The sequence below is a fragment of the Acidobacteriaceae bacterium genome (genome assembly GCA_028283655.1).
Lineage (GTDB): Bacteria > Acidobacteriota > Terriglobia > Terriglobales > Acidobacteriaceae > Granulicella.
Genome location: JAPWKE010000001.1, coordinates 137,666 through 160,289 on the forward strand (window position 1 = coordinate 137,666; position 22,624 = coordinate 160,289).

At 60.3% G+C, this 22,624-nt stretch carries 17 protein-coding genes; 4 read left to right on the forward strand and 13 right to left on the reverse strand.

The window, feature by feature from the left end; translation table 11 throughout:
• Positions 1 to 149: 149 nt before the first annotated feature.
• A complete protein-coding gene (locus PW792_00650; protein ID MDE1160433.1) occupies positions 150 to 1,202 on the forward strand; it encodes a VWA domain-containing protein in 1,053 nt (350 codons plus the stop codon).
• Between the two features lie 165 nt (positions 1,203 to 1,367).
• On the opposite strand, the gene PW792_00655 is transcribed toward PW792_00650, so the two are convergent.
• The 13 genes from PW792_00655 to PW792_00715 all read right to left on the reverse strand — a co-directional run bounded on the left by PW792_00655 (position 1,368) and on the right by PW792_00715 (position 13,500).
• Positions 1,368 to 2,693, reverse strand: coding sequence for an ectonucleotide pyrophosphatase/phosphodiesterase (locus tag PW792_00655; protein ID MDE1160434.1), 1,326 nt, complete (start codon positions 2,691 to 2,693; stop codon positions 1,368 to 1,370).
• Between the two features lie 146 nt (positions 2,694 to 2,839).
• Positions 2,840 to 3,541: a HisA/HisF-related TIM barrel protein gene (locus PW792_00660; GenBank protein ID MDE1160435.1), complete on the reverse strand. Its 702-nt coding sequence runs from the start codon at positions 3,539 to 3,541 to the stop codon at positions 2,840 to 2,842.
• Between the two features lie 153 nt (positions 3,542 to 3,694).
• The gene (gene hisF, locus PW792_00665) at positions 3,695 to 4,465 is read right to left on the reverse strand and encodes an imidazole glycerol phosphate synthase subunit HisF (protein MDE1160436.1); all 771 of its coding nucleotides are present in this window, start codon (positions 4,463 to 4,465) and stop codon (positions 3,695 to 3,697) included.
• A 112-nt stretch (positions 4,466 to 4,577) separates the two neighbouring features.
• On the reverse strand, positions 4,578 to 5,189 hold the full coding sequence (gene hisH, locus PW792_00670; GenBank protein ID MDE1160437.1) for an imidazole glycerol phosphate synthase subunit HisH: 612 nt from the start codon (positions 5,187 to 5,189) through the stop codon (positions 4,578 to 4,580).
• Positions 5,190 to 5,459 carry a DUF2164 domain-containing protein gene (locus tag PW792_00675; GenBank protein ID MDE1160438.1) on the reverse strand — a complete coding sequence of 90 codons (270 nt, stop codon included), beginning with the start codon at positions 5,457 to 5,459 and terminating at the stop codon, positions 5,190 to 5,192.
• Positions 5,460 to 5,483: 24 nt separating this feature from the next.
• Positions 5,484 to 6,110 (reverse strand): imidazoleglycerol-phosphate dehydratase HisB, encoded by a 627-nt coding sequence (gene hisB, locus PW792_00680; GenBank protein ID MDE1160439.1) that lies wholly within the window; start codon positions 6,108 to 6,110, stop codon positions 5,484 to 5,486.
• Between the two features lie 5 nt (positions 6,111 to 6,115).
• Positions 6,116 to 6,304 (reverse strand): hypothetical protein, encoded by a 189-nt coding sequence (locus tag PW792_00685; protein ID MDE1160440.1) that lies wholly within the window; start codon positions 6,302 to 6,304, stop codon positions 6,116 to 6,118.
• On the reverse strand, positions 6,297 to 7,532 hold the full coding sequence (locus PW792_00690) for a histidinol-phosphate transaminase (GenBank protein MDE1160441.1): 1,236 nt from the start codon (positions 7,530 to 7,532) through the stop codon (positions 6,297 to 6,299). The genes PW792_00685 and PW792_00690 overlap by 8 nt, the downstream gene beginning before the upstream one ends.
• 2 nt (positions 7,533 to 7,534) lie before the next feature.
• Positions 7,535 to 8,797, reverse strand: coding sequence for a histidinol dehydrogenase (gene hisD / locus PW792_00695; GenBank protein ID MDE1160442.1), 1,263 nt, complete (start codon positions 8,795 to 8,797; stop codon positions 7,535 to 7,537).
• Positions 8,798 to 8,815: 18 nt separating this feature from the next.
• Entirely contained in the window at positions 8,816 to 9,313 is a 498-nt protein-coding gene (locus PW792_00700) for a hypothetical protein (protein MDE1160443.1), read from the reverse strand.
• Positions 9,314 to 9,415: 102 nt separating this feature from the next.
• Positions 9,416 to 10,294 carry an ATP phosphoribosyltransferase gene (hisG, locus tag PW792_00705; protein MDE1160444.1) on the reverse strand — a complete coding sequence of 293 codons (879 nt, stop codon included), beginning with the start codon at positions 10,292 to 10,294 and terminating at the stop codon, positions 9,416 to 9,418.
• Positions 10,295 to 10,338: 44 nt separating this feature from the next.
• A complete protein-coding gene (gene hisI / locus PW792_00710) occupies positions 10,339 to 10,674 on the reverse strand; it encodes a phosphoribosyl-AMP cyclohydrolase (GenBank protein MDE1160445.1) in 336 nt (111 codons plus the stop codon).
• Positions 10,675 to 10,974: 300 nt separating this feature from the next.
• Positions 10,975 to 13,500, reverse strand: coding sequence for a phospholipase C, phosphocholine-specific (locus PW792_00715; protein MDE1160446.1), 2,526 nt, complete (start codon positions 13,498 to 13,500; stop codon positions 10,975 to 10,977).
• 421 nt (positions 13,501 to 13,921) lie between these two features.
• On the opposite strand from PW792_00715, the gene PW792_00720 reads away from it, so the two are divergent.
• The 3 genes from PW792_00720 to PW792_00730 are packed head-to-tail and all read left to right on the forward strand — an operon-like array spanning position 13,922 to position 22,274.
• Positions 13,922 to 16,570, forward strand: a complete 2,649-nt coding sequence (locus tag PW792_00720; protein MDE1160447.1) for a lamin tail domain-containing protein — start codon at positions 13,922 to 13,924, stop codon at positions 16,568 to 16,570.
• A 53-nt stretch (positions 16,571 to 16,623) separates the two neighbouring features.
• Positions 16,624 to 18,768: a hypothetical protein gene (locus tag PW792_00725; GenBank protein MDE1160448.1), complete on the forward strand. Its 2,145-nt coding sequence runs from the start codon at positions 16,624 to 16,626 to the stop codon at positions 18,766 to 18,768.
• Between the two features lie 23 nt (positions 18,769 to 18,791).
• Positions 18,792 to 22,274, forward strand: a complete 3,483-nt coding sequence (locus PW792_00730; protein ID MDE1160449.1) for a TonB-dependent receptor — start codon at positions 18,792 to 18,794, stop codon at positions 22,272 to 22,274.
• Positions 22,275 to 22,624 lie beyond the last annotated feature (350 nt).

Below are 22,624 nucleotides of genomic sequence, written 5' to 3' on the forward strand. Positions count from 1 at the left end.
ACTAGCCCATTTGAGACTATCAGCCGCGCATCTCCTGCACCAGCATAGTTTGCCGCTGGCAGATGCCTCACACTCTGTCAGACGCATCTGCCCCACCGACCGTTGCGCTGGGCGTCGCCTAAACATGCTCTGACGTCGTCTAATACGGTATGCGCCTCCGCAGCCTCTTTCTTGCCTCCGTCCTGCTTCCCGCCGCCGCGCTGGCCGCGCACGCCCAGGAATCGACCTCGCCGGACGCCCCGCCGCCGCCTTCGAACGTGAAGGCTCCTGACGTGGTCGAACTGCCCGAAGGTCAGACGCTGCAGGTGAACGTCAACCTGGTGAACGTGTACTTCTCCGCCCGGGACAAGAACGGCTTCGTCTCCGGGTTGACGATGAACGACTGCCAGATCGCGGAAGACAACGCTCCGCAAACGCTGAAACGGCTGACGCAGGAGAAGAACCTGCCGCTGACCATCGGGATTCTGCTCGACACTTCCGGCTCGCAGGAGCACGTTCTGCCGCTGGAGCAGGACTCGGGAGCGCGCTTTCTGCGCGAGGTGCTGCAGAAGAAGGACGAGGCGTTCCTGATCTCCTTCGACGTGAACGTAGACCTGCTGGCGGACTTCACCAACAGCCCGAATGAGTTGAAGCGCGCCATCGACAAGGCGAGCATCAACTCGGCGAGTTCGTCGGCGGGCATTCCGGGCATTGGCGGTGGGCCGTTCCCCACCGGAAACCCGCGCGGTACGCTGCTCTACGACGCGGTATATCTGGGTGCGCATGACAAGCTGCAGGCGCAGACCGGCCGCAAGGTCATGATCATTCTCACCGACGGGCAGGACCAGGGCTCGCAGGAGACGATCAAGACCGCGATTGAAGCCGCGCAGAAGTCGAACACGATCGTTTATCCGATCCTGATCGCTGACCGCGCCGGTTATGCTGCTGCGGGGATGATCTACACCGGCTCCGGCCAGATGGACCAGCTCGCCCGGGAAACAGGTGGACGCGTGATCAACGTGGGCAACAATGGCCGCAAACTGGAAGATGCTTTCGACCAGATCCAGGACGAACTCCGCACGCAGTACCTCGCCAGCTATACGCCGACAAACAAGAAGGCCGACGGCAAGTTCCGCAAGGTGGAGATGGATTGCGGCAAGGGCATCAAGGTGCAGGCCCGCAAAGGGTATTATGCGATCGCTGGGGATGGAGCTGAGGAGTAGGGAGCTTCAGTTGTCAGTTGTCAGTTGTCAGTGAGAAGTGAGAGGCCCGGATTTAGTCCGGGCCTCTTGCTGTATGCGATTCACTAACCACTAACCACTAACCACTAACCACTAACCACTAACGACTAACGACTAACGACTAACGACTCGCAACTCTCAACACCACTACTTCACATTCACCGGCTTCAGCTTCGCGTCCGGCAGCTTCACGCCGATGAGTTCGGCGAGCGTGGGAGCGATCTGGCGCATGTCGATGACGCCGACGTCCTTGCCCTTGGCGATGCCGTCGCCCTTGACCATGAACGTCGAGCGCAGAGCAGGACGGTCCGACAGGTAACCGTGCGTTCCCGTGTGCGGAGCAGGGGTGACGAGGGGGCCGAAGAAGTTTGCGCCCTCCGAGTAGGTGTCCTTGAAGTCGATGAGGAAGGATGCGGGCGGGAAGCCGCCACGCTTGGCGATCTCATCCTGCGTGAGCACGCGCTCGATACCGTTCGCGGGGTCTGCCTTCAGCTTTGCGAGCATCGCAGCAACCTGCGCCGTCACAGCCGGATCGTTGTTCTTCACGACGATGGTGGCGATGCCGCCCGAAGGCCACATGGCAGCGGTCCAGCTCTCGACCTTCGGATGCTTGCGCTGCTTCTTCGCAGGTGCGAGCTTTACGAAGCCGTTTTCTACCATGGCCACGTTCAGGTTGACGTGGTGCTCGACCGGCAGGAAGCCGTGGTCGCTGACGATGACGATGCGCGTGTGCGGATTCGCTTTGCGGGCTGCCTCTTCAATCTCGCGAACGTCGCCGTCGATCTTCTCCAGCTCGGCGTTGGCTTCGGCGCTGAACGGACCATGCTCATGCTCCTGATGGTCGAGCAGGACGAGGTGCACCATCATCAGTTGCGGATGCCACTTGCTAAGGATGCCGACGGCCTCGCGTGTGCGGAACTCGTCGGTGTTTTCCGGTGCAGGCAGGCCGAGCTGCGCGAGGATGTCGCTGGGGTTGTAGGGCGACTGGGGCGACAGGTCGGTGCGTTCAGACTGTGCGCCTTCTGCGATGTTGTAGTCGATCGGAGCGCCGATCGTTACCGGCCAGCTCACGCTGCCGGTCTTCAGGCCAGCGGCGTCGGCGGCGGTGTAGAGCGTGGGCACCTTGATGTCGTGGAAGTCCCAGTACCACTGCCCCGGATGCTCTTCCATGGGGTCGAAAGTGGTGTTGTTGAAGACGCCGTGCTGCGCGGGCCAGACGCCGGTGACGATGGTCGTGTGGCTGGGGTAGGTGACGGTGGGAACGACACCCTGCACGCCATCGGCGTAGGTACCCTGCTTGAGGAACGAGCGCAGCTCAGGAATTTTGAGGCCGTGGTCATCGGCCTTCGTTACATACTCCGGCTTCATGCCGTCAATCGAGATTAGAACCAGCGACTCCGGCTTCTGCGCGACACCCGAAAGCGTGGCGAGACCGAGACCGCACGTTACAAATGCGCGCAGAAATGTCTTCATACCGGTGATCCTCGCATAGCATTTTTGCATTTCCGTGAATGCTCGGGCTATTGGCGTTTTGCCGCGGTGTCACGTTCTGTTTATCGCGCAGACACGAATGCCTCGGGGGTGTCCCGAGGCATTTGCCTTGTTCTGTTGGTGGCTGCTTAGGCGTCCATCGCGCCTGAGTACACCGCCATGCCGGCAACGGCATCGACGCCCATCGCGTCCAGCGAGTCCACTTCGGCCTGCTCCTTGATGCCACCGGCGACGATCAACTGCTTCGCCGTGGTGGAGCGCAGGATGGCCGCTACGTCCATGGGGAAACCGCTCATCGTGCCTTCGGTGTCGACGTGGGTGTAGAGGAACGCTGCGCAGGAGTCTTCCAGCCAGGTGACGGCCTCTTCGGGCGTCAGCGAGACGGTTTCCTTCCATCCGCGAACGGCGACGTTGCCGCCCTTGGTGTCCACGGAGAAGCAGAGCACGTCTTCGCCAAGCTCCTTCTTCAGGCTCTCGGCAAACTCCAGCTTGATGAGCTTGTGGCGACGCTTCTCGCCTTCTTCGGCAGCACCGAAGAGCGAGGAGCCAAAGATCACGCGCTTTGCGCCAGCATCGAGCAGCTTCTTCGCGTCGTCTGCAGTCTTCAGGCCGCCGCCCACCTGCACGGGCAGGCGCTTGGCGATCATCTCGACGAGTTCGCGGTTGTCACCCTGCCGCATCGCGGCGTCTAGGTCGATCAACTGCACCATCGGGTACTTCGAGAAACGCTCGATCCAGTAATCAAAATCATCAAACGAGAGCTTGAGCTTTTCGCCCTGCACCAACTGGACGATCTTCCCGCCCATCAAATCAATCGAAGGAATCAGCATGGCTTTAGTATCTCAGGCGTCGCTTACTTTTCGTGTCTGGGCAAAATACAAAAGGAGCACATTCTCTGTGCTCCTCTGTGTTTCACCGTGGCCGCGGTGTTCGCTACTTTCGTGGCGAGCCTTAGCGTAGTGGCGTTTTCTTTTTGCCTGCGCTCAGCAAGGCAGCCTCATCGGCACACCGCTCTTGGCTACTTCAGCCTTCAACGCGCGTGAGTCCGTAATGCCGAAGTGGAAGATGCTCGCCGCCAGAGCGGCATCGGCCTTGCCGCGCGTGAACACATCGGCAAAGTGCGCTGCATTTCCCGCACCGCCAGAGGCGATTACGGGAATCTGCACCGCTTCGCTGACCGCTGCGGTGAGTTCGCAGTCGAAGCCGTTGCGCATGCCGTCGGTGTCCATGCTCGTCAGAAGAATCTCGCCAGCGCCACGTTGCTCGGCCTCCTGGGCCCACTCGACGACGCGCCGTCCGGTTGGTTTGCGTCCGCCGCTTACGAAGACTTCCGCTTCATGCGGATCTTTGCCTTCGCGCCGCGCATCGATTGCCACGATCACGGCCTGCGCACCAAAACTGCCGCCGATCTCGCCGATTAGCTCCGGCCGCACAATCGCGCTGGAGTTGATCGAGACCTTGTCCGCACCTGCGTTGAAGACCGCCGCAGCATCCTCTGCAGAGCGAATGCCTCCGCCCACGGTGAACGGCACGAATAGCTTCTCTGCCGTGCGCTTCACTGTGTCGAGCAGTGTTCCGCGGCCTTCATGCGTTGCGGTAATGTCGAGCAGCACGATCTCGTCGGCTCCGGCAGCGGCATGGCGGTGTGCTAACTCCGCCGGATCACCCGCGTCGATGATGTCCACAAACTGGATGCCTTTGACGACGCGTCCACCACGCACGTCCAGGCAAGCGATCACTCGTTTCGTCAGCAAAGTTCTTCTCCGCGTTTCTCTGTGCGCCTCAGCGTCCACCGTGTTCGCTTTTCGTGGCGAATCCTGGTGTCTTTAGCGTCGTGGCGTTCTCTTTTCGTGACGCCAAGTTTACTTACAACTCAAGAAAGTTCTTCAGTACTTTCAGCCCGGTCTCTGCGCTCTTCTCCGGATGAAACTGGACGCCCATTACGTTGTCGCGTTCGACTGCAGCCGTAAACTCGCCACCGTAAGAAGTCGTCGCCGCAGTATCAGCGCTCACCGGAGCGCGCCACGAGTGCGTGTAGTACACAAAGCTCCCCGACTCAACGCCCTTGAACAGCTTAGAGTCTGGGTGAATATTCTCCAGAGAGTTCCATCCCACGTGCGGGGACTTCAGCTCCGCGCCCTCGAAGGTGGCAGGGAAGTGCTCGCACTTCGCGCTGAAGTGGCATAAGCCTTCCGTGGCTTCGGCCTCGGTCGAGCCTTCGTAGAGCCACTGCAGTCCCACGCAAATGCCGAGAAACGGCGTGGCTTTGGCGATCGCCTCGCGCGTCGCTTCGGTCAGCTTCAGATCGTGCAGCAACTGCGTCGCCCGAAAGTGTCCTACGCCAGGCAGCACAATCTTGTCCGCGCGCAGCACGTCTTCCGGAGCCTGCGTGACGACGATGTCCTCTGCGCCGAGAAACTTCAGCGTCTTCACCACGCTGGTCAGATTGCCCGCTTTGTAATCAATGACTGCGATCATCTACCGTCGCCTCTTCTGCTTTGCCCAGTATCCAAACTCATCCACATAGAGTTCCCCGTCGAGATCGGCAACTCTCTGCTGTATGCGCGTCGAGGCATCCGAGACCGCCTTGTTGTACACCGCAGGCGCAATTTCTTCGAGAAAGAAATCCAGTAGCATGCCAGCAGGTAAATCACCGATCGGCTCCGGCATATGTTCTTCGAAGTAACGCTTCAGCGAAGCAATCGCTTCTGTCCGCTTCGCTTTATCCAGTTCAATCTCTGCCATCATCGCCTCACTAACTTCTAACCAGAGCTACAGCAAGCCCTTCGTGCTCGGCAGCAGATCCTTCATGCGCTCATCCTTTGAGCAGGCACCGCGCATCGCGCGTGCAAACGCCTTGAAGATTGCCTCGATCTTGTGATGGTTGTTGCGGCCGTACATCGTCTTCACATGCACGTTCGCTTTCGCGCCGCGGGCAAAGCCGTCGAAGAAGTCCGGCACAAGCTCTGTGACTAGATCGCCGACCACGGGAGCGGTGAGCTGGTCGTCGACCACACAAGCCACGCGGCCCGAAAGGTCTACAGCAGAAACTGCCAGGGTCTCATCCATCGTCATGACGAAGTAGCCCGCGCGCATGATGCCACGCTTGTCGCCCAGAGCTTCGGCAAACGCCTCGCCCAGCGCGATACCGACGTCTTCGACCGTGTGGTGTTGGTCGACATCGAGGTCGCCAATGCACTTCAACTCGAGGTCGAAGCCGCCATGCTTGGCGAAGCTTTCGAGCATGTGGTCGAAGAAGCGGATGCCCGTGGAGACCTTGTACGTGCCCAGGCCATCTACATTGAGACGCAGGTTGATGTCGGTCTCGAGTGTCTTGCGGTTGACTATTCCTACACGCTCTCCATCATTGGTCTGCGTGGTGCCGATCTCTTCGAGCATGTCGCTCATCGTTCTGTCTCCTTCAACTTAGTGAACAATACAATCGCGTAGATAAGTGTGCAGAGCATGACGGCTATCCAGAGTGCTACCAGTATGTGATGCCCGCGCAGCAGCACCGGGCCACCGCTCATGCAGGCCACTCCTGCGCAGAGCAGGACGACTTTGCGGCGCTGTGGCGTCAGTTGCTTACTCATACTCGCGCTCTTCGCCGCTTGCGCGGCCCTGCGAACTCACGCTCTCTGCCGTGGTCCACTGCATCTCATCGAAGACTGCGCGTAAAGCGTTCAAGCCCTTCGTGACCTGCTCGCTGATGCCGACGGTGATGCGCACGTAACCATCGCAGCCGGGATCGGCGGAGCGGTCGCGCAGCAGTACGCCGTGTTCGCGCATGCGCGTCACGACTTCCTTGTGGCGTGGGCCGATGTCCATCAGCACGAAGTTCGACGCGCTCGGCCAGGTATGCACACCCCACGACTGTAACGATTGCTGGATGCGCTCGCGGCCTGCGTGGATCTCCTTCACATACCAGTTGAGGTACTCCTCATCAGCCAGCGCCTCGGGCAGCACTTCGAGTGCGACGCCGTTGACGTTATATGGCGAGGCAACTTTCTTCAGGAAGTTGATCAGGCGAGCGTCGCCGACCATCATGCCGAGGCGAAGGTTCGCGAGGCCGTAGGCTTTCGAGAACGTGCGGCCGATGATGATGTTCTTGACGCGTGGCACGTCAGCCATGACGGTCTCGCCGAAGAAGTGGAAGTACGCTTCGTCGACGAAGATGACCGCTTGCGGTGCGGCGGCAGCGATGGCGAGGATGTGCTCGCGGCTGACGGTGGCACCGGTAGGGTTGTTCGGTGTGGCGAGCAGCACCATCTTGGTCTTCGGTGTGATCGCGGCCATCATGCGCTCGAACGGGAAGCTGAGGTCGTCGCCCGACTGCACGCGCACGATGTTCTGGGTCTGTATGCTGCAACTCACGTCGTACATGAAGAAGCTTGGTGTGTTGATCACCACTTCATCGTTGGCTTCAAGAAACGCGCAGGCCAGCAGGTGAATGCCTTCGTCCACGCCGTTGGTCAGCAGGACCTCGTCTGGCTGCAACCCGAAATGCTTCGCCGCTTCGGCTTCGCCATGCCCACGCTCGGGGTAGATGGTGAGGCCTTCTGCGGTGAGTTTCTGCAGGCGAGCGAAGACACGCGGGCTGGGCGCGACAGTGTTCTCGTTGAAGTCGAGGCGCAGCAGGTCGCGGCTCGCCAGCGGCGGATGATACTCCGGCATGGAGAGCACGTTGGGGCGCGGCTGTACTTCCGCAGCGCGGGGCAGGTGGCTCAGGCTATGCAGCAACTCGTGCGCATCGTGACCGCCTTCGGCACGAAGTTCATCGAGCAACGATTGCGGGATTCCGCCCGCCAGCTTCGACGCCACACTCATCGCATCTTCACCCGCACGCTCTCGGCGTGTCCCTTCAAGCCTTCTGCTTCAGCCAGCGCGATCGTGTGCGGGCCGACCTCGCGCAATCCGTCGCGCGTGTACTGCTGCACGGTGATCACCTTGACGAAGTCCATCACGCTCAACCCGCCGCGCAGACGCCCGTTGCGTCCGGTGGGCAGCACGTGGTTTGGACCGGAAATGTAATCACCCATCGATTGCGGGGTGAAGTGTCCGATAAACACCGAGCCTGCGTTCTTCACCCAGCGCAGATCGCTTCCAGCATCGACGGTGAGATGCTCGGGTGCGAGACGGTTGGTCAGAGACTGCGCTTCTTCCACTGTTCCGGTCACAAAGGCATAGCCTTGTGCGGCCAGCGAAATCTTCGCGAGCTCATTGTCTGCAGCCTGCTTGTCCGTTTCTGCAGCGACTGCTTCTGCGAGTTCAAGCTTGCTCGTAATCAAGATCGGCAACGCTTCGGGATCATGCTCTGCCTGCGCCACGAGATCGGCAGCGATGCCGGCAGCATCGCCCACTTCGCTCGTTACAACGATCTCGGTGGGGCCTGCAGGCATGTCGATGCCCGTGTCTTCACGAGACACAGCCTGCTTGGCCGCTGTCACGTACAGATTGCCAGGCCCAACGATCTTGTCCACGGCCGCAATAGTTGCCGTGCCATAGGCCATCGCCGCAATCGCCTGCGCTCCGCCCACACGATAGAACTCGGTCACGCCTGCAAGATAGCCAGCCGCAAGCGTCTCCTTCGCAGGCTTGGGCGAGCACACCACGATGCGCTCCACGCCAGCCACCTGCGCCGGAGTGGTCGTCATCAGCAGCGTCGAGGGCAGGGGATAGCGTCCACCCGGAACGTAACAACCCACCGCGCCCAGCGGACGAATGACCTGTCCGACTTCCATGCCGTCGCTCGGCTTGAAGCTCCATGCGCGCGGCAACTGCCGCTCGGCAAAGGCGCGAATGTTGGCCTGAGCCAGCTTCATCGCCGCCTTCAGCTCTTCGCTGGTCTCGTCCCACGCCGCCTGCATCTCTTCGCGAGTCACCAGCAACGGCTGCTCGTCGGTCAAGCCATCAAACTTCGCCGCATACTCGCGCGTCGCTTCATCGCCGCGTGTGCGTACCGCTTCCAGGATTTCGCGCACAACGCCATCGACCTTCGCCGTGTTCGTTGCGCCGCGCATCTCCAACTCGCGAATCACCGCTTCAGTCGCCGCTGCACTTTCGCCGGTCGTCTTCAGAATCTTCATTGCTTTCTCTCGCTTCGTTTAGAACCGGCGCTTGCCCTTGTTTGCACCCGGGGGCATATAGCCCGTCGGCATCTGCATTCCCTGGCGGCCTGGCGAACGCATCTGCGCGTCCATCGCACGGCGCTCAATGCGTGAGCCTGTCACGACAGCACGCTTTGCGGACTCCTGACTGGCCGGATAAATTTTCTTCGGGTTCTTCGGATCGATCACCACAGGGATGCGCGAGCCTGCACTCATCCGCGAGCGTGCATCCACACGCGTTCGCAGCGAGACTTCTCGCGGCGCAGGATCACCCGGCGCCTGCAGGCGCAGCGTCACCTTGTTCAGGTCGCCCTGGGCCTTGCCAAACATCTTTACCGGCTCGATCGATACCAGCGTGGCGTAGACCACGACACCCGTCGCATCCACTTGCTTCTGACGACCGCGCTCCCACAGAAAGCGCAGGATGGTAATCAGCGCCCCCACGACAACAACCGCCAGAATGACGTACCCAACAATCGCAAACGTCAGCTTCATTGATTCACCTTCAAAAACGAGATACAAACTTCGAAACACAGGATGCGAATGTGGTTCGAGAGGCGCTCTTTCGAATCATGCCTCTCGAGCCTCGCCTCTTCTTTACAGAACAACCTTGCTCAGCGGGAACTCAACAATTCCCGTGCCGCCCGCTTCCTTCAGCTTCGGCACAATGTCGCGCACCGTGCTCTGCTCCAGAATCGTGTTTACGGCCACCCAATTCTTGTCGCGCAGTTCGGAGACGGTCGGCGAGTTCAACGCCGGCAGCACGTCGAGCACGGCATCGAGGTTCGCCTTCTCGACGTTCAGCATCAGGCCTACCTGGTCCTGAGCGGCCATCGCGCCGTTCAACATCAGGCTCAGCGTCTCAATCTTCTTGCGCTTCCAATCGTCCTGCCATGCGGTCTTGTTCGCGATGAGCTGCGTCTCGGACTCCATCAGCACTTCGATAATGCGCAGGCGGTTCGCACGCAGCGAGCTTCCTGTTTCGGTCACTTCGACGATTGCATCTGCGAGCATCGGGGGCTTTACTTCGGTCGCGCCCCAGCTGAACTCCACCGTCACGGGAATATTGCGCTCGGCGAAGTAGCGCTTCGAGAACTCCACGAGCTCCGTAGCAATCGTCTTGCCTGCCAGGTCTTCCGGCTTCTGGTAGGGAGAATCTTCCGGCACCGCCAGCACCCACTTCACCTTGGTGCGGCTCGCCTTGGAGTACGTCAACGACGTGACTCGCTCAACGTCTGCAAGGTTCTCGAGAACCCAGTCGTTGCCCGTCAGGCCAGCGTCCAGTGCGCCATGCTCCACGTAGCGAGCCATCTCCTGCGCGCGTACCAGCATGCACTCGATCTCGGTATCGTCGATCGTCGGGAAGTACGAGCGTCCGCTCGCATAAATGTTCCAGCCTGCGCGTGCGAACAGCGCCAGCGTCGCTTCCTGCAGACTGCCCTTCGGAATTCCCAGCTTCAGCTTCTTCGTTGCCATCTCTCGTCCTTTATCTCTACTCGTTACGTTCCAATGTCTACGCTCTAACGAGCGATCGGCTTCGTGAAGCAGCTCACGGTACCTTCGTGGCATACCAGCCCATCGCCTTCCACGTCCACGCGGAAGAGCAGGGCATCGTTGTCGCAGTCGGTCGCTGCGGAGACGATCTTCAGCCGGTTGCCGCTGGTCTCGCCCTTCATCCACAGCTTCGAACGGGTACGCGACCAGAACGTTACAAACCCGGTCTCCAGCGTCTTCTTCCAGCTCTCTTCGTTCAGAAAGCCCAGCATCAGCACTTCGCCGGTCTTGGCATCCTGTACGATCCCTGCCACCATGCCGCCATCTTTTTCAAAGTTGATTGTCGGTACTGCCGTCGTCATCATTTGTCCTTTTGCCGCCACCGTTTTTGAACCCATCCCGCCGCGCAGCAAAAAGCCCGCTCGCTTAGGATTCGCGGAGGCGGGCTGCTCGGTGTGTGTTGCTAAACCTGTCGGGAGCTCTGCATTTACTTTGCCGTGCCGGACAGGACCGATCGCCCACTCATATGGTGGTGATGGAGATGACCGTGATGGCGCTGCACAAAGCTCATATATCTACCTTCTACGCTACGTTCTAAGGCCGGATTATGTCAACGTCTGTCGGCCGGGAGCGATCCGCCGCTCCCGGCCGCTTTCGCGAACTTAGACCGTAACGCCGCCCATGACCGGATCCGTAAAGCTCGAGCGCCCGGTTTCCACGCGGCCTGCAAAGCGCGTGCTGACCGTCTCGCCCTTTACGCTGACGGTGTAGTCATACCAGCCGTGATGTCTGGAGGCGTTCAGAGGGACCGCCAGCTTCGCGCCCGGCTCCAGCTTCAGCTCATGCCGCTGCTTGCTGTAAGCGTTCTCTGCCACCACGACGTTCACCGCCCTGGTGGAGTCGTTGCGCAACTGCGCCAGTACGTTGCCGGTAATCGTGCCGCTTGTGCGTTCGTATACGCAGTGCGCTACCACGGGGGAGAGCGTTCCCTGCGCCTGGAACGAGCGGAAGAATCCGTTTGGCGCGTGGACTTCGATGTCCACCTTGCCGTCGCGGAACATCTCGACGGGGATACCTTCCTGCATGGTGTCTCCCGGCTTCACGACAAACGTTGCCACCGCCATGTTCTGGTTGTTCGCGCCGCGCTCGATCACACCGGCCGCGCGCTTGGTGTTGCGGATGTACACGTTGAACGGAGCGCCGTTGCTGCGCTCACCATGCACGCCTCCGCCAGCGCGGAAGGCCAGCCGGAAGATCTTGCCGTCCGGCGAAAGGCCGCCCTCGCAGTAAAGCTCATACGGCAGAGCGTTCGAAGGACGAATGCCCGGCTCCTGCCGCGAAGCGTTCGGATACGTCGCGCGGTTCGCATTGTAGGCAGACATCTGCTGCGGCGTCAGCTTCAGATAATTCGACGGCACTTCCTTGTAACGCGCCTTCTGAATGCTTTCGACATACTCGTTGCGGTCCAGGAACGGCAGCTTGGCTTCGGTGTTGTCCGCGGGGCGGAAGCACGAGGTCAGATCGCCGCAGATCGCTCGGCGGAACTGGCTCATGTTCTCCTCATGCACCTTTTTGCCGAACTTCTTCTCCACGAACGCCTCAATCAACTGCAGTGAAGACGTGTGATCGCAAAGCTCCGAGTTGACCCAGCCACCGCGACTCCACGGAGACGCCACGACCATCGGCACGCGAAAACCCAGGCCGATCGGCCCGCTGCGCGCGTTGTGCTTCGGTACGCCCTGCGCTAGCTCATCCGGCGAGTAGGAGTACTCCAGCGCTACGTCGATCCCTTCGGACGCGCGTCCGGTCGCCTTGTTCTGCGGGTCCGGCGCCACGTAGGACGGGCCATGGTCAAAGTAGCCGTCATTCTCGTCGTACGTCAGGATGAAGATCGTCTTCTTCCAGACCTCAGCGTTGCTGGTCAGAATATCCATCGCCTCTGAGACGAACCACGCGCCGTACCAGGGGTGCGCCGGGTGGTCGGAGAACTTGCCCGGCGGCACCAGCCAGGAAACCGTTGGCAGCGTGCCTTCCTTCACATCCTCGCGGAACTGATAGAGCACGTCACCCTTGGGTACATTCATGCTGCGATTGTGTCCGTCGTCTTCAAACGCAATCGGCTCCAGCGAGTGGTAGTTCTCGTCGCCCACGTTTGTTACAAATGCGCGCATGTGCAGTTCCTGCTGCGCTTCGGGCAACTGCGTCAGCGATCCGCCGTGCTCCAACTGGTCCTGCAGAGCCTTCAATGCATCGTGCTTCTGACTTAGCGCGGCTTCGTGATCGCTCTTCATCGTTGCGTCCACGGTCTCGCCTTGAAGCTGCGCAATGTCTGCCTTCAACGCGTCGATCTGTGACTGCAGCTTCTTCGTGCTGGCGTTGGTCAGATTCACGTTGTAGCAACCAAAGTGCTCCAGCACATTGCCCACGTTGCAAAGCCACTCATGCTCTTCATGCGGCAGCGCGGCGACGTTTACTTCGTTCTGGTACACGTTCCAGGTCACGCCTGCTTCGCTCAGCCGCTCAGGAAAGGTCTTCCACTTCAGCTTGCTGTGGTACTGGTCGTTTCGCATGAAGACGGCCGAGTTTGCCTTCTGTTCATCGCGAATCGTCCCGGTCCACAGCATCGAGCGGTTCGGTGTCGTGCTCGACATTACGGAACAGTAATGTTGATCGCAGACCGTAAACGCATCGGCCATCGCAAAGTAGAACGGAATGTCCTCGCGTGTGTAGTGGCCCATTGTGATCGGCACATCGTGATAGTCCACGTTGCTCGAACGCTTCGCATCGATCCACGCATTGTGGTGCCCGTGGTTCCAGGCGTCGACCTGGGAGTTGCGCGAGTGGGGAATCGACCCCATCCACGTAATCTTGGTGTCGCGAATATCCAGACGCCACGGGATATAGGTGTCGCCGTTCGCGTTCGTCTGCATAAAGATGGAGTTGTCGTTCGCCTGCCGGATCGCACGCGGGTCGTTGAAGCCGCGCACTCCCTGGAGTGTTCCGAACGCATGGTCGAACGAGCGGTTCTCCTGCATCAACACCACGATATGTTCGGCATCGGCCCACGTTGTTCCGGGGTCTGGCGCAATCGCGAACGCCTTGCGCACTGAGAGCGGAATGCCGCCTGCAAAGCCTGTGGCTCCTGCGATCATTGCTGCCGATTTAAGAAAATTACGCCGTGATTGCATCTTTCGTTCCGCCCTGTTCCCGCATTCGTTGCGAAGTGTCGATGCCCCCAACGGTAGCGCGTGATTATTACAGTCAAGCTACACCGCACCGTGTATCACCCGTGTCGTGTTCGCATATCACCCGTGTTTTCCCCACAAAATCGCACTCTGTCATAGATTATTCGCATTCCATTTACTGTCCTGTTGCGATTACGGAGACGCCTCTCCCATAAGCTTCAGGCATCGCAATCTGAATCGCGGGACGAGAATCGCACCAGGCCTTCAGCCTGCTGACACTATCGACCGTCTGCGAAAAATTACACGCGCCTGGTTTTGCTGAGTAACAAAAGGCCACCTGCTGCTTCCGCAGCGGGCACGCCCTTGCTCGGCCTTGGCCCGGCGAATCTACGCGCTGCGCAAACCCGCGCAGAGGAGTCTGTACGTGAAGCGTTTCAAGCTCAGCCCTGTCGACCTCGTGCACCGATTTATCGGTCTCGCACTCTTCGCTCTCATTGCGCTTCTCCCGCTCGTGGCGCACGCCTCTGCCGGCAACAACAACCTCAAGATCGTCGCTTACTATGGCGCGGGCAACCTCTCCAAGTCGGAGTACGGCCGCGATACGATCCTCCTCTTCAATCCAACGCAGGCCCCCATCGCGATGAACGGCTGGAGCATCCAGACCGGCAGCACCAGCGGCGCGTTCACCTCCGCGATCTATCAGCTACCCAATGTCACAATTCCTGCGGGCGGTTATTACGCTATTGCTGCCAGCGGCGCCAGCTATACCTCGGGCTCGGCCTGCACGGGCGTGAACTGCAATACGAACTACGCCTACGACTACGAACTCAAGACGATCGAAGGCACCGCCACCGCGACAGACAATATCCTCGCCAGCACGGCGACGACCATCGCACTGGCGAATACAACTTCGCCGCTCGGTAGCTGCCCCACCACCTCCACGGGACTCGTCGACATGCTCGGCGTCGGTGCGGTCGATGGCAGCGCGGTTGTTACCTGCTGGGCAGGTGGCGGTTCCGCTCCTTACACACCTTCTTCGCTTAACGGTGCGACCACCAGCATTCACAGCGTGGTCTACGCTTACGGCACGGTCCGCAAAAACCGTTGCATCGATACGTTCAACAATGCAGCGGACTACCAGCTCGGCTACATCGACTTCGAGAACTCCGCGTCGACACCGAAGCCTTGCCCCACAGGCAATCAGCTTACGGTTTCTGCAGCGCAGGCTGTCCCAAGCAAACTTACGCTGAACACTGCCTCCTTGATCACGGCAAACGTAACGCCTGCTACCTCGCCCGCAAGCACAGGGCTGACGGTCACCGCCGACCTCACGAACCTCGGCCTCTCGGCCACCACGCAGCTCTACGACGACGGCACACACGGCGACATCACCGCCAACGACGGCGTCTACTCTGCCACGATCACGCCGACCAAAGGCACTGGTGAAGTCCTCGGCCTCATCGTCACCGCGACCGACACCCAGGGTGACACCGCTACCAGCAGCATCCCGGCTTCCGTTGGTGGCAACGTCCCCGGCCCTGGCAACAATAACCTGCGCATCGTGGCCTGGTACGGTGCGGGCAACCTCTCCGGCTCGCAGTACGCTCGCGATACGGTCATCCTCTTCAACCCCACGCAGGCGGCTATCGCGATGAATAGCTGGTCGCTGCAGACGGGCAGCACCACTGGTTCTTTCACCACCGTCTACCAGTTACCCAACACAACGATCCCTGCGGGCGGATACTACGCCATTGCAGGTAGTGGTACGGGCTATATCTCCAGCAGCGGTTGCAGCTCCACGGACTGCCAGGCAGCCTATGCCTACGACTATCAGCTCAAGACGCAGGAGGGCACCGCGACCACCACCGACAACGATCTTTCGAGCACCGCTGTCAGCGTTGCCCTGGTCGATCAGCAGACCGCTCTCGGCTCCGGCTGCCCCTGGGGCTCGCCACACATGATCGACATGGTCGGTATCGGCGCGTATGACGGCAGCGCCGTCACCACCTGCTACGCCGGGACAAACTTCGCTCCGTACACCCCGGCCACGCTCAACGGCGCAGCCACCAGCATCAACGGCGTCAAGTACGCGTACGCCACTGTCCGTAACAGCCGTTGCCTCAATACCTATGACAACGGCGCGGACTTCTCGCTCAACTACATTGACTTCAAGAACTCCACCTCCACCCCGGAGCCTTGCTCAGGTGGCACACAGTTCGGCCTGGCCGCTTCGGCTACACCGAACTCTCTCGGCGTCACGGAGTCTTTCACCATCAGTGCCGCCGTCACACCAGCCACAAGTCCTCAAAGCACTGGTGTTGCCGTAACCGCAGACCTTACCAACATCGGCCTCGCTGCTGGTACGCCGCTCTATGACGATGGCACGCACGGCGACGCTGTTGCAGGCGACAACGTTTACTCGCTTACCACGGCAGTCTCCAGCGCCTCCGTCGGAACCACCGAAGGGCTCAGCGTTACGGCGGCCGACTCGCAGGGCAACAAGGCCAGCCGTACCTTCCCGCTCACCATCGAAGCCGGCACCATCAGCATGACGTCGAACACCTACACCGCCACGGTCAACTCCGGCGACGTCGCCAAATTCCTTCTCACGGTGGTTGGTGCACACGGCTACGGTGGAACACTCGGCATCACCTGCGTGGGTTCGCCGAACGCAAACAATAACGGCATCCCGGTCAGCACGCAGTGCGTTCCTACGCCGGGTGAGCTTGTGCTCACCAACAATGGCACGGGGACCATCTCGCTCGCCATCGCCACCGGCCTCACCGTGCAGGCACAGAACGAATCGCATCGCCGCGATCGCAATACGTTGCTTGCAGTCTCCTTCGGCACGCTGCTGCTCGTGGGCTTTGCCCGTCGCCGCCGTCGTCTCCCGGCACTGATGCTCATCGCCATCGCTGGCATTAGCACGCTTGGTCTCAGCGGTTGCGGTAAGAACGCAGGCCTCGGCAACGTAAACGCCGCGAAGGGGACGTACACCTTCACGCTCACGGCCACGGACTCCGCTGTCAGCACCATTACCAGCGCTGTCACGCTCACCGTCAACGTCCAGTAGCAATGCCCGCTGCGCTCTCTCACGAGCCTTTGAACAGCATGGAGTTTTTTCCGATGAAGCCGAATCACTCTCGTCCCTGGCTGCCCTGTGTTGCTGCCTTTGCTTCTGCTCTCAGCCTGCTTGCCCTTACTGGTTGCGGCGTCAGTGGCTCACTGGCTGACAACAGCGTCACCCCCATCACGTTGCAGGGCCAGGTCTTTGCTGGCCGCAACTACATGGCTGGTGCAACCGTAAAGATCTACGCGACGCAACCTACCGGTGTCGCCACCAATGGCACCTACGTTGGCAAGGCGAAGCTTCTGCAGACCATCACCGCAAACACAACGGGAACCTGGTCCACGCAGGGCGTTTCCTGTAGCAGCCCTGACCAGCTTTACGTCACGGCAGAAGCGGGTACGCCGTATCCTTCGAACAATACTGGCACCACGCTCGCAAACAATCCCAACTCGCTCATGATGACGGCGATTGGTGATTGCAGCATCCTCGGCGCAGCGTCGGGCACACGCAACGTCACCTCTATCGTCACGAATGAGGCCAGTACTGTCGCTGCTGTCTGGGCGTTGCGCCCCTTTATCTCGCTCGACGGCACCACCGTCAACATCACGAGTTCGGCCATGAACTACGCGGGTACAAACGGCGTCGGCACCACGGCGAACTTCGCTGGTCTCACCCACGCGTTCCTCAACGCCAACAACCTCAACCCCTACAAGCTTGGCGCGTTCAACCAGTACACCAACCAGCAGGACAGCTCTACCACCGGCGGCCTCGTCCCCGTGCAGGAGCTCAACTCTCTGGCCTATGCGCAGTATCTCTGCACCATCGGTACGGCTGATGCGACAGACACCAGCTTCCCGCTCTGCCAGCAGCTTTACACGCTTGCCACGCCTCCCGGCGGCACTGCTCCGAAGAACTCGCTGCAGGCTATGCTGAACATCGCCACCGAACCCGCGAACAATGCTGCAGACATTCTCACCTTCACGCTCACTCCTGCGCCCTTCGGTACCGCGACGTCCTCGCAGCCCATCAGCACCGGCGGTGTCTACGTGCCTGCGCTCACCTCGCTGGGTACGCTGACTAACGACTGGAGCGTAGCGATCTACTACCTGCCAGGCTACGCAGGCACCGCGACCGGCCAGGCCTCTGTTACGCCGGAGTATGTCGCGCTCGACGCCAACGACGATGTCTTCTTCTCCAACCCCAACGCCTCCACCGGCGTGCAGGGCAACATCGTCGCGCTCACCTCGGCGGGTGTGCCTTACTGGACCTCGGACACAGACACGACGCTCACGCAGCCACGTCAGCTCCAGGTCGACACCCTCGGCAACCTCTGGGTCGCTAACGGCGGCAGCGGCTCCACCGCCTTCGTGCAGCAGATGAACGCGAGCACCGGGGAGCTGCTCAACCGCTACCCGTCTACGGTGAGCGCTCCTTACGCTCTCGCCGTCGATACCGCTGGCAACGTCTGGTACTCCACACAGACGACAAGCGGTCAGAACCTCTTCGAGATTCAGCGCAGCGGTTCAACCTTTGCGGCCGCCACGCTGGATCCCGCGCCGGGCATGGCGTACCAGCCCTTCCAGATTCGCCCTGACACCAACGGAAACATCTGGGCTGCTGGGTACTCCTCGGCGACTGGCGCAGCGATGTTGCTGCCGAACACTGGCACCGCGGCAGCGCCGACCTACACCACCACCGCCAAGCTCTTCCAGATGACGGCCGATAGCTTCGGCGGTGGCATCACGATCGACTCTGCGAATAACGCGTATACGAACGCCAACGGAACCGGTAACGCCTTCTATCAACTGTCGGTCACGGGCAGCGGATCTTCTGCGGCGATCACCAGCACACCGCTCGCAGTCAACGCCGCCACTCTCGCCGTCATGATGGACACCGACGGCGCAGGCAATGTCTGGTACGCCGACCACACCACGGGCACGGACTTCTACAAGTACTCGCCTGTCGACAACTCGATCACCTCGTTCTATCCCTGCTACGTGGTCGCGACCATCACCTCCAGCGGCTACCAGACCTGCGTCACCGGCATCAGCACACGCTGGGACTTCTCCATCGACTCGTCCGGTGCCATGTGGGTCGCCAGCTACGGCAACTCCGGCGGCGGTCGCATCGCCCAGATCCTTGGCCTCGCTGCGCCCACTGTGCCTCTGCGTGCCCTCGGCAAAGCCGGCATCATGCCGTAACCCGAAGCGCCCAGCCGATGCCCATGACTCCTCAACCATCCAGCGACCTCGCCCTCGGAGATACCGCCCCCATGCGACTCAAGCACCTCATCCTCATCGCTGCCGCCGTTTGCACTCTGTGCCTCGGCAGCCTTCGCGCCTTCGCGCAGTTCGATACCGCCTCCATCGTGGGTCGCGTCACGGACTCCACCGGCGCTCTCGTCAAGAACGCCAAAGTGACTGCGACGAACGACGACACCAACGTCTCTATCTCGCGCGTCTCAAACGGCGCTGGCGAGTACAACATCCCTGCACTCAAGCCCGGTACGTACCATATTGAGATCGAAGAGCCGGGCTTCTCCACGGCCATTCGCAAAAACATCAAGCTTGAGATTGGCACCAATCAGCGCGTCGATATGGCGATCGCTGCTGGTGATACGCAGACCGTTTCGGTAGACGAGAACCAGCTCGAGCTGGAGACAGCCACCAGCCAGAAGCAGCAGGTCATCACCGCGGAACAGGTCGAGTCCTTCCCGCTGCAGAACATGGACTATACGGATCTCCTGACCCTGTCCGCTGGCGTCACGCAGGACGCGGCCGGTCAGGACCTCGGCACCTCCAGCGTCGTTCGCGAAGGCTCGTACAACGTCAACGGTATGCGTTCGACGTACAACAACTACCTGCTCGACGGCCTCGACAACAACGCACACGGCACCTCGAACCAGGGCTTCTCCAACCAGGTTATCCAGCCCTCGCAGTACAACCTCAGCGAGTTCGCCATCGTTACCACGCTGCCCGCAGCCGAGTACGGTCGCTCCGCTGGTGGCACCTTCAACGTGGCGTTCAAGACGGGCACCAACAAGTTCCACGCGCAGATCTACGAGTCGCTGCGCAACACGGTGCTGAACTCCAACGGTTACTTCCGTGCCGCAGAAAACGCGGGTGCTTCTTCACGCACCACTGTTATCCGCAACCAGTTTGGCGGCAGCGCTGGCGGTCCTCTGCTCAAGAACCGCGCCTTCTTCTTCGTTGATTACGAAGGTCTCCGCCAGTCGCGTCAGGTTGTCAATCAGTCCAACGTTTTCAATCTCACCGACCACCAGCTCATCGCTTCGCCGAATGCAACGGCGAACACCACCTATGTACTGAACCCGTTTACCGGCGCGACCTACGCCGCCGATCGTCCGCTGCCTCGCAACGTTCTTTCGCCCATCGCGCTCAGCATCCTGGACGCCTATCCTCTGCCCAATAACAACGGCGCCGGTGCGAACTCCATCTCGTCGGATTACTCGGCGCTGCAGCGCTTCGTCAACAGCTACGACAAGGAAGATGCTCGCTTCGACATGCAATTCAACCCGCGTACGGCGGGCTTCCTGCGCGTTTCGCAGTCTAAGGAGCACGACCTCGACGGTTCCGTGCTTCCCGCACCTCTGGCTACCGGCAATGGATACTTTCGCATCATCAACCAGCAGGTTGCGCTTGGCCTCACTCGCCAGATCGGCCACACGCAGCTTCTCGAAGCCCGACTCGGCGCGTCGTATACCAAGGGCGGCAAGATGCCCGGCGTGCTCGGCAACCCGAATACCTTCGGCGTGCAGGGCCTGCCGACTGACCCCACTGTTTACGGTGGGCTTACCAGCCTCTCCATCGACGGCTACTCGGCTATCGGTCGTCAGTCCACCAACCCTCAGTGGCAGTACCCCTTCTTCCTCAACCCCAAGCTCACGTACTCCTGGCTGCTTGGCCGTCATAACCTGAAGGCTGGTTACGAGTTCAGCTATCTTCGCGAGATCGTGCAGGACGTCAACCCGATCTACGGTCAGATGAGCTTCTCCTCTTCCTTCACCGGCTATGACATCTCCGACTTTCTCTTCGGCGTGCCGAACGAAATCGATATGACGAATCTCCTCGTCGCGCACGTCCGCCAGGGTGGCCACTCCGCCTTCCTGCAGGATGACTGGAAGATCGCCTCGCGCCTCACGCTCAACATCGGCGTGCGCTATGAGTACGCCTCGCACTTCTACGAGAAGGACTCACGTCTCACCAACTTCGATCCCACCATTACCCCGCAGACCGGCCAGATGATCCGCGCCGCAGCCTCAGGCTCGGCGTACCAGAAGCAGCTCATCGATCCCGATCTGAATGACTTCATGCCGCGCATCGGCCTCGCCTACGCGCCGACTTCTAACCTGGTTGTGCATGCTGGTTACGGCATCGGTTATGTCCACTACACGCGCTCCGGCGAAGACGATAACCTTGCCGTCAACGGTCCGCAGATGAACGCCGCCGTCTTCAACCAGGCTCCCGTCTACAACAAGCCCGGCATCACCCCGACCTCGACGTTCTACTCGCTCGACAACGGCTACCCGCAGGGCATGAGCTCGCCAGCCAACTTCAACCTCTTTACTTCGGCGGTCAAGTACATCCCGCGTAACTACCGTGATCCTTACGTCGAGAGCTGGTTCGTTGGTTTCCAGTCGCGCCTCAGCAAGACGATGCTCTTCGACCTCGCTTACGTTGGCAACCACGGCGTCAAGCTGCAGGAAGCAGGCAACTGGAACCAGCGGAACCCGGCCCTGGGTAAGGACCCGGTTACCGGCTACTTCAAGCGTCCGTACAACAACCTCGGCGACGTGCTCATCACCTACAACGGCGGCATGAGTAACTACAACGGCTTACAGGCACGCTTCCAGGCCAAGGGCTTCCACGGTCTCTGGTTGCTCAACGCCTTTACCTGGTCGCGCACCCTCGGTAACGTCTCCGATCCGCTCACCGCAACGCATGGCTTCTCTGGTAGCCCGCAGGATTACTTCGCTCCTGCGAGCAATGACTACGGTCCGCTGCAATACGATATCCCGCTGCTCAACAATACAGCTCTCTCGTGGAAGCTCCCCATTGGCCGCGGTCAGCTTATCGGCCGTCACATGGGAAGCGCCATGAACCAGGCTCTCGGCGGTTGGCAGATTACCTTCTACAACCAGTTCCACTCCGGCCCAGCTCTTACGCCAAACTTCACCCCGGCTGGTACGCAGGAGCTCTCGAACTCTGGTGGCATTCAGTATCGTCCGTTCTTCGCAGCGGGTGCTACTCGCCAGTCAGCGCGCCAGCGCCTGCACATCGCGGGCCGTCCTGAAGAAGCGTTCTGCGACAGCGTCTACGCCAGCAGTACGCAGGCGAATTACAACGGCTGCACCGTGCAGTTTGCTACGGCCAATCCCAACCCGAAGCCGAACCCCACCAGCAATGATGCTGACTGGAGCGGAACCGCAAACGACCCTCGCGGCAACGTCCCCAACGGGTTCCTCCGTGGCGACAACTTCGACCAGCTCGACGCGGGCATCAACAAGTACTTCAACCTGCCCTGGAATCGTTCGCGCTTCGAGTTCCGCCTGCAGTTCTACAACATTCTCAACAAGACCAACTTCACCGTCCCTGGCATGACCTGCTGCTCCACGAGCTTCGGTCGGATCACCAGTTCCTACGGCCCCGGCCGAATCGGGCAGGTGCAGGGAAGGCTTTGGTTCTAACGCTCTCTCCAGAAGCTGTACAGTCTTCTCCTTTTGAAGTTGTGCATTCTCTCCACTCAATTCATTGCATTTCTTTGCAGAGGCGGGCTCACAAGCCCGCCTTTTTCTGTCCCAATATCTCGCGAGCAATCTCATCCGGTATCCCGGCCTCTTGGATGCATGAGACGTAGCTTTGCAGGTTGTTAGCAAACGCGAACGTCTACCTGTCAGCAAGTATTCTTCGCGTAGCTTTGCGCACGTAACGCTCTTTGCGTCGAAGCGTTCACTCTCCTGAGCACAAAGCCCACAACAGCAAGCAGCAAAAAGGGCATGACCCGAAGGCCACACCCCTTTCTCTACACTCTACTGTT

Excerpts from the sequence above, each read along its gene's own strand:
- hisH (MDE1160437.1), bottom strand. The coding sequence starts at position 5,189 with ATGATCGCAGTCATTGATTACAAAGCGGGCAATCTGACCAGCGTGGTG.
- hisB (MDE1160439.1), bottom strand. The coding sequence starts at position 6,110 with ATGCTCGAAGAGATCGGCACCACGCAGACCAATGATGGAGAGCGTGTA.
- PW792_00660 (MDE1160435.1), bottom strand. The coding sequence starts at position 3,541 with ATGCTGATTCCTTCGATTGATTTGATGGGCGGGAAGATCGTCCAGTTG.
- PW792_00650 (MDE1160433.1), top strand. The coding sequence starts at position 150 with ATGCGCCTCCGCAGCCTCTTTCTTGCCTCCGTCCTGCTTCCCGCCGCC.
- PW792_00725 (MDE1160448.1), top strand. The coding sequence starts at position 16,624 with ATGAAGCCGAATCACTCTCGTCCCTGGCTGCCCTGTGTTGCTGCCTTT.
- PW792_00655 (MDE1160434.1), bottom strand. The coding sequence starts at position 2,693 with ATGAAGACATTTCTGCGCGCATTTGTAACGTGCGGTCTCGGTCTCGCC.
- PW792_00685 (MDE1160440.1), bottom strand. The coding sequence starts at position 6,304 with ATGAGTAAGCAACTGACGCCACAGCGCCGCAAAGTCGTCCTGCTCTGC.
- PW792_00700 (MDE1160443.1), bottom strand. The coding sequence starts at position 9,313 with ATGAAGCTGACGTTTGCGATTGTTGGGTACGTCATTCTGGCGGTTGTT.
- hisI (MDE1160445.1), bottom strand. The coding sequence starts at position 10,674 with ATGACGACGGCAGTACCGACAATCAACTTTGAAAAAGATGGCGGCATG.
- PW792_00715 (MDE1160446.1), bottom strand. The coding sequence starts at position 13,500 with ATGCAATCACGGCGTAATTTTCTTAAATCGGCAGCAATGATCGCAGGA.
- hisG (MDE1160444.1), bottom strand. The coding sequence starts at position 10,294 with ATGGCAACGAAGAAGCTGAAGCTGGGAATTCCGAAGGGCAGTCTGCAG.
- PW792_00675 (MDE1160438.1), bottom strand. The coding sequence starts at position 5,459 with ATGATGGCAGAGATTGAACTGGATAAAGCGAAGCGGACAGAAGCGATT.
- hisD (MDE1160442.1), bottom strand. The coding sequence starts at position 8,797 with ATGAAGATTCTGAAGACGACCGGCGAAAGTGCAGCGGCGACTGAAGCG.
- PW792_00730 (MDE1160449.1), top strand. The coding sequence starts at position 18,792 with ATGACTCCTCAACCATCCAGCGACCTCGCCCTCGGAGATACCGCCCCC.